Genomic DNA, 12,798 nt, shown 5'->3' with positions numbered 1-12,798 from the left:
GCAAAAGAAAAGCGGACCTCGCAAGAGGTCCGCTTGGTGCCCGGATGGGCAGTCGAGACAGCCAAGGTGGGCTTAGCTGCTCATGTCATAGGCCCGTTCGCCGTGGAACGACAGGTCGAGCCCGTTCGTCTCGGTCTCGGCGTCTACGCGAAGCGGGGTGACAAGCGCAACCACCTTGATCAGCACAAATGTGACAACTGACGTAAAGACACCCACGATCACCAGCCCGCCCAGCTGCGCGGTCCAGGCGCCCAGGCCGAAAACGGCGATCATGATGGTGCCGAAAATGCCGCCCACGCCATGCACGGCGAACACGTCCAGCGTATCGTCGATGTTCAGCACGTTGCGGACCACGTTCACCGCCTCTTGGCACAGGATGCCGGCGACCGCGCCGATGATCAGCGCCTGAACCGGATCGACATAGCCCGAGGCCGGCGTGATCGAGGCCAGACCCGCGATGGTTCCGGTGACCAGACCGACCAGCGAGGCCTTGCCGTACTTGATCCGCTCCCACAGCGCCCAGCTGAGCGATGCGGTGGCGGCCGAGATATGCGTGACCGTCAGCGCCATGGCCGCGCCGCCATCCGCGGCCAGTTGCGAGCCGCCGTTGAAGCCGAACCAGCCGACCCACAGCATCGCGGCCCCGATCATGACGTATCCGGGGTTGTGCGGCGGGGTGGTGCGGTTCCTGCGCGGCCCCAGGACCCACGCGATGATCAGAGCGGCCAGACCGGCGGTTTCGTGCACCACGATGCCACCGGCGAAATCGCGCACGCCAACCTCGCCCAGAATGCCGCCATCGGTCAGGATGCCGCCGCCCCAGATCCAATGAACCACCGGCGCATAGCACAGCAGCATCCAAAGGCCCGAGAAGACCAACACGAAGCCAAAGCCCACGCGCTCCACATAGGCGCCGACGATCAGAGCCGGAGTGATGATGGCAAAGGTCATCTGGAAGGCAAAGAACAGCACCTCGGGCAGGGTGCCTGACAGGCTGTCGGCATCGACGCCTTTCAGAAACGCCTTGCCCAGCCCGCCCCACAGGCCCGAGCCGCCGTCACCGAAGGCGATCGAATACCCGGCGACCAGCCACAGGATGCTCATCAAGCAGGCGATCGCGAAACAGTGCATGAAAACGCTCAGCACGTTGCGGGCGCGCACCAGCCCGCCATAAAACAGGGCGAGGCCCGGCAAGGTCATGAACAAGACCAGCGCCGTCGCGACGATGATCCAGGCGGTATCGGCTCCGTTCATTGGGCCGTTCTCCTCTTTCCTGTAGCTGCGCCAAGGGGCGCGGTGTGAGTGACGTGCCGAGGGTTCAACCGAACGGCGGCCGAGGAAAAAAGAGGCAGGGTGCGAAAAAGGTGCCTGTTTTGGCGTCCTTTTTCCAAGTGGTGACAAAAAGTGCGCCTTGTCCGGGCGGGTGCCAAAAATTTAGGCGACTTCGGAAAGGCCGTTTTCCAGCAGCTTAAGCGCATGATCCCGCGCCGCGTGTCGGACATTGGCGCGGCCCGCGGCGCCGAACTCGACGGTTTCGGTCAGGGTGGGGCGGCCTGTGACGGCGAGGCCGAAACAGACCCGGCCCTCGGGCTTGAACTCGGACCCGCCGGGCCCCGCGATGCCGGTGATCGAGACAGCAAGCTGCGCCTGAGAATGCGCCAGCGCACCCTCGGCCATCTCGCGGGCGACCTCTTCAGAAACGGCACCATGGGCCTCCAGCGTCTCGGCACGCACGCCCAGCATGTCCTGCTTGGCGGCGTTGGTATAGGTGACGAAGCCTCGGTCAACCACGGCCGAGCTGCCGGGAATGTCGGTCAGCGCGGCGGCGACCATGCCGCCCGTGCAACTTTCTGCTGTGGCGATCATGACGTTCAGCGCCTTGGCGCGGTCGAGCAGTTCGGCGACGGTCATAAGCCCAGTACTCCATGTGAGATCCCGGCCAGGATCAGAACGCCCACGGCCGCGAACAAGCCCGCGATCACGTCATCCAGCATCACGCCCAAGGGGTCGCCACGACGGTCGGCCCAGCCGACGGGGCCTGGCTTGGTGATGTCGAACAAGCGGAACAGCAAAAACCCGGCGATCCAGCCCGGCCACAGGGCGGTGACCGCGATGTCATGCGCCCAGGCCGGATAAGACACGGCCCAGATGGCGATGAATTGGCCCGCGACCTCGTCGATGACGATCTCTGAAGGGTCGTGATCGTCCTGCCCGGCAGTCATGACGCCCGTGGCCCACGTGCCGGCCGCAAAAACGGCGACGGTTGCGACGGCCAGCAGCGGGAAGCCGCCCAGCAGGTGCAGCGCGAAGGCCAAAGGCAGGGCGGCCAGCGAACCCCAGGTGCCGGGGGCAGGGCGAAGGTAACCGATCCCGCCGACGGTTCCGATCAGGCGCGCCAGGGTCATGGTTTCACCAGACAGGCGGTTGCGATAGCGGCGATGCCTTCCTTGCGGCCGGTAAAGCCCAGCCGCTCGGACGTGGTGGCCTTGATCGACACGCGGTCGGCCTCCAACCCCATGATTTCGCTCATTTTCTGCCGCATCGCCGCAGCGTGCGGGCCGATCTTGGGGTATTCGCAGACCAGCGTGCAGTCGATGTTCGAGATGCGAAAGCCCATGCGCGCGGCCAGATCCACCGCATGGCGCAGAAAGATCTCGCTGGCGGCGCCTTTCCACTGTGGGTCGGATGGGGGAAAGTGCTGACCGATATCGCCCTGCGCCAGCGCGCCATAGATCGCGTCGGTGACGGCGTGCATGCCCACATCCGCGTCGGAATGGCCCTGCAGCCCCCGATCATGCGGGACCTCAACGCCGCACAGGATCACGTGATCGCCCGGCCCGAACCGGTGCACATCATATCCGTTGCCCAGCCTTACATCCATGTCTGACCTCAATATCCTTTCGGCCCGGGCAAAATCCTCGGGCCGTGTGATTTTCAGATTGTCCGCGTCGCCCGGCACGATGGCCACGTTGATCCCGGCGGCGCGGGCAACCTCGACATCATCGGCGGCCCCACCGGGATGCACCGCATGCGCGGCGACGATGGCGTCATAGCGGAACCCCTGCGGCGTCTGCGCGGCATACAGGCCCGCGCGATCTCGGGTGCCGGTAACTTGGTCGTCGGCCCCGGTCCACAGCGCATCGGTGACCGGCATCCCCGGCGCCGCAGCGGCGTGGGTGTCGAGGGCCGCCAGCACGTCACCAATGACCCGCGCGCTGACACAGGGCCGGGCGACGTCATGGATCAGAACCTTGCTGACGCCGCGGTCGGCCAGCGCCTGCAACCCGTTGCGCACGGATTCGGCTCGGTCGGCGCCGCCGGGCGCAAGGATCAGGCCGCTGTCGGCGAATTCCGTCCAGGCCTCGGGGTCGTCGGGGGACAGGACCAGCACGACCAGCGGGACCTGCGCCTTGATCCGTTCGATCGTCCAGTCGGCCACACGCCGCCCGGCCAAGGGGCGCCACTGCTTGGGCTGGCCTCCTCCGGCGCGCAGGCCGCGCCCGGCGGCGACGATGATGGCGGCGGTTGTCATGTTTGAATTTCCGACCTTCGTTTGGCTTCCGTGTTTAGGCGGCGGTGAAAGCAGAGGCAATCACTCGCGGTAAGCTGATTAAAAAATAGGCATATGATGATTTTGCGGGCTTGTTGGTCGCGGATTTGTTGTTCATACGCCCCGTATTCGATATGAAAACCGCAATTGCTCAAGGATTAGGCACGTTGACGCTGCGCATTGCCGAGAAAACTTTGACCCCGCCGGTTCTGCTGGCGCCGATGGCCGGAATCACCGACCGGCCGTTTCGCGACCTCGTCATGCGGTTCGGCGCCGGGATGGTGGTCAGCGAGATGGTCGCCAGCCAAGAGATGGTGCAGGCCAAGCCCGGCGTGCGCGAACGAGCCGAGCTGTCGGCGGATGTGGAAAACACTGCCGTACAGCTGGCCGGGCGCGAAGCCTATTGGATGGCCGAGGCCGCGCGGCAGGTTGCCGACCGGGGCGCGCGGGTGATCGACATCAACATGGGCTGCCCGGCCAAGAAGGTGACGAACGGCTATTCCGGCTCGGCCCTGCTGAAGACGCCCGATCACGCCCTCACCCTGATCGAGGCGGTCGTGGACGCGGTGGAGGTGCCGGTGACGCTCAAGACCCGGCTGGGGTGGGACGACACGCTGCTGAACGCGCCGGACGTGGCGCGGCGGGCGCAGGAGGCCGGCATTCAGATGGTGACGATCCACGGGCGCACGCGCTGTCAGTTCTACAAGGGCGAGGCGGACTGGGCCGCGATCCGCGCCGTCAAGGATGCCGTCAGCATTCCGGTCGTGGCCAATGGCGACATCACCAGCCCCGGGCGTGCGCAGACAGCGCTGGAGCAGTCGGGCGCGGAAGGCGTCATGGTGGGCCGCGGCGCGCAGGGCAAACCGTGGCTGCTTGCGCAGATCGCGCACGAGCTGTGGGGGACGCCAGCACCGGAGGTTCCCGAGGGCGACGATCTGGCCGACATGGTGCGGGCGCATTACGAAGCGATGCTGGGGTTCTATGGCACCGATCTGGGGCTGCGTGTCGCACGCAAGCATCTGGGCTGGTACATGGACGAGGCCGGAACGCCTGCGTCGCTGCGCCGCGCTGTCCTGACCTCGCGCGATCCGGCCGAAGTTCTGCGGCTGATCGGCGACGCTTTGACGGAAAATGCCGAGGTGGCAGCATGATTTCGGATCAGGTCATCTGGGCATCGCTACCGGTTCCCGCCTTCATCATCGACCCCGAGGATCGCATCGCCGACGTCAATTCCTCGGGTGAGGGGTTCCTGAACGCCTCACGCAAATCGGTGGTCGGGCATCCGGTCTGGGACCAGATCGCCGTGGACGCGCCGCTGGAAGAGGCGTTCACGCGCGCCCGCGCGCAGGGCACGCCACTGTTCGTGAATGACGTGGATGTGGGTTCGGGCAATCGCGCGCCGCTGCAATGCGCGCTGCAGATCGCGCCTCTGCTGGGGCATCCGGGGTCGATGATCATAATCGTCTCGCCGCGCGAACTGGCCACCCGCATGACTCGCGGCAACACGGTCAAATCGGCGGCGCAGTCGGCGATCGGCATGGCCGAGATGCTAGCCCATGAAATCAAGAACCCGCTGGCCGGGATCACCGGTGCCGCACAGTTGCTGAGCATGAATATCGGCCCGCAAGACCTTGAGTTGACGGATCTTATCGTGGCAGAAAGTCGTCGGATCGTGAAGCTGCTCGAGCAGGTCGAGCAGTTTGGAAACCTCTCGCGGCCCGAGTTCAAGCCGGTCAATATCCACGACGTTCTGGACCGCGCGCGCCGCTCGGCGCTGCTGGGCTTTGGCGCGGACATGACCATCATCGAGGACTACGACCCGTCGCTGCCACTGGCCTATGGTGACCCGGATCAGCTGTTGCAGGTGGTTCTGAACCTGCTCAAGAACGCGTCCGAGGCCGCCGGCCCCGAGGGCGGGACGATCCGCCTGCACACCTATTTTGAACATTCCTTCCGTCTGCGGCGCAGTGATGGTTCGGGCCATTCGTTGCCGCTGCAGATCGAGATCATCGACGATGGCCCGGGCCTGCCCGAGGACATCCGCGGCGATATTTTCGACCCGTTCGTTTCCGGCAAGGAAAACGGCACCGGCCTTGGCTTGGCGCTGGTCAGCAAGATCGTGTCCGACCACGACGGTTGGATCACGGCCGAGTCGGTACCGGGGCGGACAGTCTTCCGGCTGTCGCTGCGCCGCGCGCCGCGCGAGGCAGGGCCGGACAAAGAATAATCAAGGAGAACACCAGATGGATGGCACGGTACTGGTTGCAGATGATGACAGAACGATCCGGACGGTTCTGACCCAGGCCCTAACGCGGGCGGGCTGCAAGGTGCATGCGACCTCGTCCCTGACGACGCTGATGCGCTGGGTCGGCGAGGGCAAGGGCGACGTGGTGATCTCGGACGTGGTCATGCCCGATGGCAACGGGCTGGAAATGCTGCCCAAGATCGCACAGGACCGGCCGGGCCTGCCGGTGATCGTGATCTCGGCCCAGAACACGATCATGACGGCGATCCAGGCGGCCGAGGCGGATGCCTATGACTATCTGCCCAAACCGTTCGACCTGCCGGATCTGATGAAGCGCACCGCCCGGGCGTTGGACCGCAAGCAGCGGGTTCAGATCGAACCCGCGGACACATCCGAAGACCGCCCCGACGAGTTGCCATTGGTCGGTCGAACTCCGGTGATGCAAGCCCTGTACAGGTTGGTCGCCCGGGTCATGAACACCGATCTTTCGGTCATGATTTCCGGTGAAAGTGGCACGGGCAAGTCGTTGATTGCGAGGGCAATTCACGATTTCTCAGACCGGCGGACACTGCCCTTTGTGACTGCTACTGCAGCAGACCTGCGCGACCTGGAGGGTCCGGCCCGGGTCATGGCCCGGGTGCGCGGCGGTACCTTGCTGATCGACGAAATTGCAGACCTGGACGATGAAATCCAGGCCCGGATCGTGCGGATGATGGACACGCCCGGCGACCACGTTCCGCGCTTCATGGCGACCAGCCAGTCGGACCTGACCGAGGCGATGGAAAGCGGGCGGGTGCGGCAGGACCTTTATTACCGCCTCTGCGGTGCCACCATCCATGTGCCAGCCTTGCGCGAGCGGGTCGACGACATCCTGTTGCTGGCCGAGCATTTTCTGGCCCGCGAAGAACGCGAAAACGGCACAAAGCGGCGGTTGGGCCCTGACGCGATCGAGCTTGTGCGCCGGTATTCCTGGCCCGGCAACGTGCGCCAACTGGAAAACGCTATCCGGCGGCTGAGCCTGACAAGCCGATCCGACGAAATCACCAAGTCCGAGGTCGAGGCCGTCTTGGGCAGTCAGCCCGAGGCCGAACCACTGCTGAGCGGGAGCGAACGAGAGAAGCTGTCTTCGTCGGTTGCGCGGCATCTGCGGCGCTACTTTGACCTTCATGGAAACATGCTGCCGCCACCGGGTCTGTACCAGCGCATTCTGCGCGAGGTCGAGGCTCCGCTGATCGAAATCGCGCTGGATGCGACCGGAGGAAATCAGGCAAAATGTGCCGATTTGCTGGGGATAAATCGGAATACGCTGCGCAAAAAAATCACTGATCTCGATATTCAGGTGACACGTCGGCGCAAACTGATGTAATCTCGCCACACAAACCGTGGCATCCGGGCACAGTCCCGGAAAAGACCACGACATATGGCGGTACGCCGCGAAAGCGGCACATCAGGATGAGGGCAGACGGTGGTATCCCGGGCACAGAAACGGCCGGCATTATCCCTGAATCGGTGGCGTAAGTCCCGGAAACTGCGCAATTTCGGCACCTTGGGGCTGGTTGTGTTGGGGCCGGTCCTGACCCTTGCGACCTACCTTGTAATCGGGCCGTTTGATCTGGGTGCGAATGCGCCCACGCTTCGGCTGATTCTGCTGGCAGACCTTGTTTACATTCTGGTCGTTGCGGCCCTGGTTCTGGGGCAGCTGGGCAATCTGATTGCGGCGCGCCGGGCTAAATCGGCGGGCTCTCGCCTACACCTGAGGCTGATCGGGGCGTTCACGCTGTTGGCGCTGGTGCCCACGGTGACGGTGGCAATTTTTGCCGGTCTGACCGTGAATATCGGGCTTGAGGGATGGTTCTCGGACCGGGTCAGGCAGGTGGTCGGATCTTCGCTGACGGCGGCCGAGGCCTATGAACAAGAGCACGAACAGGGTCTGACGCAGGATGCCTCGGTTCTTGCGCGGTTTCTGGACAATGCACGCAAGCTGGACTTCTACATCTCGGATGCCGAGCTGCGCGAGGTGCTGGCCCAGGGGCAGGCACAGATTCAGCGCGGACTGCGCGAAGCCTACGTGATTGACGGCAGTGGCGAAATCCGGGCCCGCGGAGACAGGTCTTATCTGTTCAACTACGAACCGCCGACACCCGAGCAGTTGGAGCAGGCCCGAGACGAGGGGCTGTTGATCATCGCGGACTGGCCCAACAACGAATTCCGGGCTCTGGTGCCGCTGCGCGCCTATCTGGACCGTTACCTGTATGTCAGCCGCGCCGTAGATGGCCAGTTGTTGACCCTTTTGGATGACACCAAGGAAACCGCGCAGTTCTATCAACAGTTGGAAAACGAACGGGGCAGGGTGCTGTTCGAGTTCGGGCTGCTGTATCTGGGGTTCGCGGTAATCCTCATCTTGGCGGCCGTTTCGCTGGGCATGTGGTTCGCCGAGCGGCTCTCGCGCCCGGTTGGTCGTCTGACCACGGCCGCGCAGCGGGTCGGGGCCGGTGATCTGGACGTGCAGGTCATCGAGGAGGCCAGCGACGACGAAATCGCCATGCTGGGGCGGTATTTCAACCAGATGACCCGGCAATTGAAGGCGCAGCGGGGTACGCTGCTGGAAAACACCCGCCAGATCGAAAGCCGCCGCCGGCTGTTCGACTCGGTGCTCAGTTCGGTGACTTCGGGCGTTGTCGGGGTGGATCCGGATGGTCAGGTGACATTCGTCAACCGCTCGGCCGAGCGCTTGCTTGACTGGAAAGGCCATGAGCAACAACTGGCTATCGGCATCGCCGTGCCCGAGTTCCTGCCTTTGTTCGAAGCGCTGAAAGAAGGCAACCAGGAAGCAATTCAGGACGAAATCAAGGTCACCCGCAAGGGACAGTTGGAAAACCTGCTGGTCCGGATGGCGACCCGACGCGGCGAGGACGGCAGGCTGGAAGGTTACGTGGTCGCCTTTGACGACGTTACCGATCTGGTCAGTGCCCAGCGTATGGCGGCCTGGGGGGACGTAGCCCGCCGCATCGCGCATGAGATCAAGAACCCGCTGACCCCCATTCAGCTGAGCGCCGAACGCATCCGGCGGAAGTTTGCGCGGAAGCTGGATGAAGAGGACAGCGCCAGCCTGGAATCCATGACCGACGTGATCGTTCGCCAGACCAACGACCTGCGCCGGATCGTCGACGAGTTCTCGAAGTTCGCCCGCATGCCCGAGCCCGACCGGCACGAGGAAGACATCGCGGGCTTGGTGCGTGAGGCGGTTCTGCTGCAGCAGGCCGGTCAGCCAGACGTTCAGATCGATGCGGAGATCCCGGACCAGCCAGTATTGGCTGATGTGGACGCGACGATGTTGAACCAAGCGCTCACGAATCTTATCAAGAACGCCGGCGAAGCGATCGAAACCCTGAAAAAGAAAGGTCCGCCCGACAACCTCAGCCCGCAGATCAAGGTGCGCCTGTCCACGGATGACGACGGAACACTGATCACCATCGCGGACAACGGCATCGGGCTGCCGGAAGACCGGGCACGGCTGTTCGAGCCCTATGTGACGACGCGCGACGAAGGGACTGGCCTGGGCCTGCCCATCGTCAAGAAAATTATTGAAGAGCACGGCGGTACGCTGACCCTTGAGGATGCGCCCGTGTTCGACGGACAGGACCATTTTGGCGCAATGGCCGTGATCCGGTTGCCGAAGGCCAATACGGCCCCGGTCGCAGCGCCTCAAAAGCAGGCAATTAAATCCAAGACACTGAAAGCAGGCCAAAGATGAGCGACATTCTGATCGTAGATGACGAGCGCGATATTCGCGAACTGGTGTCCGACATTCTGGAGGACGAAGGATATTCCACCCGGCTGGCCGGCAACTCGGACGAGTGCATGGCCGCGATCAACGCAGAACCACCCGGGCTGCTGATCTTGGACATCTGGCTCAAGGACAGCCGCATGGATGGGATCGACATTCTGAAGGCGGTCAAACGCGACAATCCGGATGTTCCGGTGGTGATCATATCGGGGCACGGGAATATCGAAATCGCCGTCGCGGCGATCAAGCAGGGGGCATATGATTTCATCGAAAAGCCCTTCAACATCGACCAGTTGATGGTGGTGATCCGCCGCGCGATGGAAACGTCGCGCCTTCGTCGCGAGAATGCCTCGCTCAAGCGCAAGGAAGTCAGCAATTCCGACATGATCGGCAAGTCGGCTGCGTTCCGCGCGATGCTGAGCCAGTTGGACAAGGTGACCAAATCCAACGGTCGGGTCATGCTGCGCGGTCCCGCCGGATCGGGCAAGGAAATCGCCGCGCGCTACATTCACGCCCACTCGAACCGGGCGAACGCGCCTTTTGTCACGGTCAACTGCGCCGGCGTCGAACCCGAGCGCATGGAAGAAGTTCTGTTCGGCCGTGAATCCGCCGAGCGTGGCGTTGAATCCGGTCTGCTCGAACAGGCCCATGGCGGTGTGGTCTATTTCGACGAGGTTGCCGACATGCCGTTGGGCACGCAGTCCAAGATCTTGCGTGTCCTCGTTGATCAGCAGTTTCAGCGGGTGGGTGGCTCGGACAACGTCCGTGTCGATCTGCGTGTGATCTCTTCCACCAACCGCGACCTTGAAACCGAGATTGCCGCGGACCGGTTCCGCGAAGAGCTGTATCACCGCCTCAACGTCGTCCCGATCGCGGTGCCGTCCTTGGAAGAACGGCGCGAGGATATTCCTGTCCTCGCCAAGCATTTCATCGAGATGTGCAACGAAACCCAGGGCCTCCCCGTGCGCGAGTTGTCGGAAGAGGCCGTGGCTCTGCTGCAGACCATGAGTTGGCCTGGCAACGTGCGCCAGTTGAAGAACCTGGTCGAGCGGGTCTTGATCCTTGGTGATGGCACCGGACCGATCGAAGCGCGGGAATTGCCGAATGAGGAGGAAAAGGCCGACGATTCCGGCCGGGTCGTGCTGTCGGGCGCTCTGGCAACGCTGCCACTGCGTGAGGCACGAGAGGCGTTCGAGCGTGAGTATCTGCTGACCCAGATCAATCGCTTTGGCGGCAATATCAGCCGCACGGCCAGTTTCGTTGGAATGGAACGCAGCGCCTTGCACCGCAAGCTGAAATCGCTGGGTGTGGTGACGTCGAACAAGTCGGGCGCGCGGGTGGCGCAACTGGACGAGCCTGAACCGGCGGAATAGGGGCCGGCCATACAGGCAGGACGACGGGAGGCGCCCGGCCATGACGCTACCGATGATCCAGCAGGGATTTCCCGCCTTTGGTCGTCGTCTCAAACGGCTTCGGCGGGCCACCGGGATGAAGCAGGCGGCGCTTGCACATGTGATGCGGGTCGATCAGGCCACGGTGTCGCGCTGGGAAAACGAAGTCCAGACCCCAAGCCCTGAACAACAAGCTGCGGTTTTCACGGCGCTTTCGGATCACCGCGCCGACGATGCAGCACTGAAGCGGCTTGTCGGCAGTTCGCAAGCCTGTCTCCATCTGGTGGACGAAGCGAGCCATGTTTGTCTGGCCTATTCACCCAGCCGCGCACGGGATTGGTCAGCGAGCCAGCACTCGTTGTTGGGGGTGTCGCTGTGGCAGTTTGCGACCGACGAGATCCGCCAGGCCGAAATGGAGCTGACGGACGAGGGTTGGTGGGACCTTCAGGTGCCAAATCCCAAAGCTTTCATCACTTCTCAGGCCGTGCACGACCAGATCACCATCAGCGCAGGCCAAATCGTATGGGAGCGACTGTATCTGGCCGATGGAACCCCAGTGCGCCTTGTCAGCGGCACGCGCGTACGCGCCGCATAATATATGCGTTCACCTCGCCGGGGGGCGAGGGTAGAACTCGGGTGTGACTCAATCATTTCGCATAATCCTGCAGGTGATCCTGTTATGGGTGGCCGGACTGGGCGCGGCCACGCAGTTCGCCAAGATCGCCGTTGCCTTCGACGCGGTCGGTGCATTGTATCCAGGCTATGGGGATTCGATCGGCTGGTTGTTGTCGATCATCAGTTTGATGGGCGCCGTGCTGGGGGCCATGTCAGGCGCCATTACCGCGCAGTTCGGACCGGTCCGCCTGCTGGTGTTCGGTTTGCTGCTGGGCGGCGTTGTATCGGTGTTCCAGTCCACCATGCCCGGTTTTCAAGTGATGCTGGCCAGCCGGATCATCGAGGGCGTTTCGCATCTGGCGATCGTGGTTGCCGCTCCGACGCTGATCGCACAGATCACACGCGGAGCCGCGCGCAATGCCGCCATGGTTTTGTGGAGTTCTTTCTTTGGAGTTGCTTTTGCGCTGAACGCTTGGTTCGGCCTGCCGATGATCCAGCGTTTTGGATTGGCGGATTACTTCATAGGCCACGGTTTCCTGATGGCGCTGATTGCAGGACTGGTCGCCCTGTTTCCGCCAAAGGGTCCGCCCATCGCGACGGGACGGCAGGGGTGGGGGCTGGGGTCCATCCTGCAGACGCATCTGGAAACCTACCGCTCGCCCCGCATGGCCGCCCCGGCGATCGGATGGTTCTTCTACACTCTGACCTTCGTGTCGTTGCTGGCTATCCTACCCGGCCGTATGCCCGAGGATCAGTCGGTTCTTGTAGCCAGTCTGATGCCGCTGGCAGGTATCGTGCTGTCGTGGGTCACGGTGCCCGTGCTCTTGACGTTCCTGACCGCGGTCACGGTTGTAAATCTTGGTTTTGCGGCCGGGATGGTTGCCCTTGCCCTGCTGTTTTTCGATGCGCCTCTGCCCGTTGTCGGCGTTGCGCTGTTCGCGGTGTTGGGCCTGGTGCAGGGCGGCAGTTTCGCGGCGGTTCCGCAACTGAATGGCTCGGCCCGAGATCAGGCGCTGAGCTATGGGGCGATGGCGCAGATGGGAAATGCGGGCAATCTGCTGGGCACACCTGTTCTGCTTGCAATCCTTTGGCGTGCCGGAGAAGGCTCGATGTTCGTGGCCGTACTTGTATTCTATGCAGCCGCCATCGCAGCACATCTGTTCCTGTCACTCCGCCGGCGACCTTCACCCGGCGATCCGGGCTGAGTTCA

The 12,798-nt window shown here is 63.2% G+C and carries 11 protein-coding genes; 7 read left to right on the top strand and 4 right to left on the bottom strand.

What is annotated here, in order from left to right; all coding sequences use genetic code 11:
- Positions 1–72 precede the first annotated feature (72 nt).
- From K3752_RS09260 to K3752_RS09245, 4 genes are all read right to left on the bottom strand, one after another.
- The gene (locus tag K3752_RS09260) at positions 73–1,254 is read right to left on the bottom strand and encodes an ammonium transporter (RefSeq protein WP_260063077.1); all 1,182 of its coding nucleotides are present in this window, start codon (positions 1,252–1,254) and stop codon (positions 73–75) included.
- Positions 1,255–1,434: 180 nt separating this feature from the next.
- Positions 1,435–1,911 (bottom strand): CinA family protein, encoded by a 477-nt coding sequence (locus K3752_RS09255; RefSeq protein ID WP_260063076.1) that lies wholly within the window; start codon positions 1,909–1,911, stop codon positions 1,435–1,437.
- The gene (locus K3752_RS09250; RefSeq protein ID WP_260063075.1) at positions 1,908–2,405 is read right to left on the bottom strand and encodes a phosphatidylglycerophosphatase A; all 498 of its coding nucleotides are present in this window, start codon (positions 2,403–2,405) and stop codon (positions 1,908–1,910) included. The genes K3752_RS09255 and K3752_RS09250 overlap by 4 nt, the downstream gene beginning before the upstream one ends.
- Entirely contained in the window at positions 2,402–3,532 is a 1,131-nt protein-coding gene (locus tag K3752_RS09245; RefSeq protein ID WP_260063074.1) for a bifunctional 2-C-methyl-D-erythritol 4-phosphate cytidylyltransferase/2-C-methyl-D-erythritol 2,4-cyclodiphosphate synthase, read from the bottom strand. Before K3752_RS09245 ends, K3752_RS09250 begins: the two co-directional genes overlap by 4 nt.
- A 152-nt stretch (positions 3,533–3,684) precedes the next feature.
- Here K3752_RS09245 and dusB point away from each other — a divergent pair, with 152 nt between their 5' ends.
- From dusB to K3752_RS09210, 7 genes are all read left to right on the top strand, one after another.
- The gene (gene dusB, locus K3752_RS09240; protein WP_409233598.1) at positions 3,685–4,701 is read left to right on the top strand and encodes a tRNA dihydrouridine synthase DusB; all 1,017 of its coding nucleotides are present in this window, start codon (positions 3,685–3,687) and stop codon (positions 4,699–4,701) included.
- A complete protein-coding gene (locus K3752_RS09235) occupies positions 4,698–5,777 on the top strand; it encodes a nitrogen regulation protein NR(II) (RefSeq protein ID WP_260063073.1) in 1,080 nt (359 codons plus the stop codon). Before dusB ends, K3752_RS09235 begins: the two co-directional genes overlap by 4 nt.
- A gap of 16 nt (positions 5,778–5,793) precedes the next feature.
- A complete protein-coding gene (locus K3752_RS09230; RefSeq protein ID WP_170338872.1) occupies positions 5,794–7,161 on the top strand; it encodes a response regulator in 1,368 nt (455 codons plus the stop codon).
- Positions 7,162–7,260: 99 nt separating this feature from the next.
- The gene (locus K3752_RS09225) at positions 7,261–9,549 is read left to right on the top strand and encodes a PAS domain-containing sensor histidine kinase (RefSeq protein ID WP_260063072.1); all 2,289 of its coding nucleotides are present in this window, start codon (positions 7,261–7,263) and stop codon (positions 9,547–9,549) included.
- Positions 9,546–10,955, top strand: coding sequence for a sigma-54 dependent transcriptional regulator (locus K3752_RS09220; protein ID WP_170338876.1), 1,410 nt, complete (start codon positions 9,546–9,548; stop codon positions 10,953–10,955). The genes K3752_RS09225 and K3752_RS09220 overlap by 4 nt, the downstream gene beginning before the upstream one ends.
- A gap of 40 nt (positions 10,956–10,995) precedes the next feature.
- Entirely contained in the window at positions 10,996–11,568 is a 573-nt protein-coding gene (locus K3752_RS09215) for a helix-turn-helix domain-containing protein (RefSeq protein WP_260063071.1), read from the top strand.
- Between the two features lie 73 nt (positions 11,569–11,641).
- Positions 11,642–12,793, top strand: a complete 1,152-nt coding sequence (locus K3752_RS09210) for an MFS transporter (RefSeq protein WP_260063069.1) — start codon at positions 11,642–11,644, stop codon at positions 12,791–12,793.
- Positions 12,794–12,798 lie beyond the last annotated feature (5 nt).

The organism is Ruegeria sp. B32 (assembly GCF_025141855.1).
Taxonomy (GTDB): domain Bacteria; phylum Pseudomonadota; class Alphaproteobacteria; order Rhodobacterales; family Rhodobacteraceae; genus Ruegeria; species Ruegeria arenilitoris.
This window is presented reverse-complemented; position numbering and strand designations above follow the sequence as displayed.

Coding starts and splice junctions, on each gene's coding strand:
- dusB (WP_409233598.1), top strand. CDS start 3,685: ATGAAAACCGCAATTGCTCAAGGATTAGGCACGTTGACGCTGCGCATT.
- K3752_RS09250 (WP_260063075.1), bottom strand. CDS start 2,405: ATGACCCTGGCGCGCCTGATCGGAACCGTCGGCGGGATCGGTTACCTT.
- K3752_RS09255 (WP_260063076.1), bottom strand. CDS start 1,911: ATGACCGTCGCCGAACTGCTCGACCGCGCCAAGGCGCTGAACGTCATG.
- K3752_RS09230 (WP_170338872.1), top strand. CDS start 5,794: ATGGATGGCACGGTACTGGTTGCAGATGATGACAGAACGATCCGGACG.
- K3752_RS09245 (WP_260063074.1), bottom strand. CDS start 3,532: ATGACAACCGCCGCCATCATCGTCGCCGCCGGGCGCGGCCTGCGCGCC.
- K3752_RS09235 (WP_260063073.1), top strand. CDS start 4,698: ATGATTTCGGATCAGGTCATCTGGGCATCGCTACCGGTTCCCGCCTTC.
- K3752_RS09220 (WP_170338876.1), top strand. CDS start 9,546: ATGAGCGACATTCTGATCGTAGATGACGAGCGCGATATTCGCGAACTG.
- K3752_RS09215 (WP_260063071.1), top strand. CDS start 10,996: ATGACGCTACCGATGATCCAGCAGGGATTTCCCGCCTTTGGTCGTCGT.
- K3752_RS09260 (WP_260063077.1), bottom strand. CDS start 1,254: ATGAACGGAGCCGATACCGCCTGGATCATCGTCGCGACGGCGCTGGTC.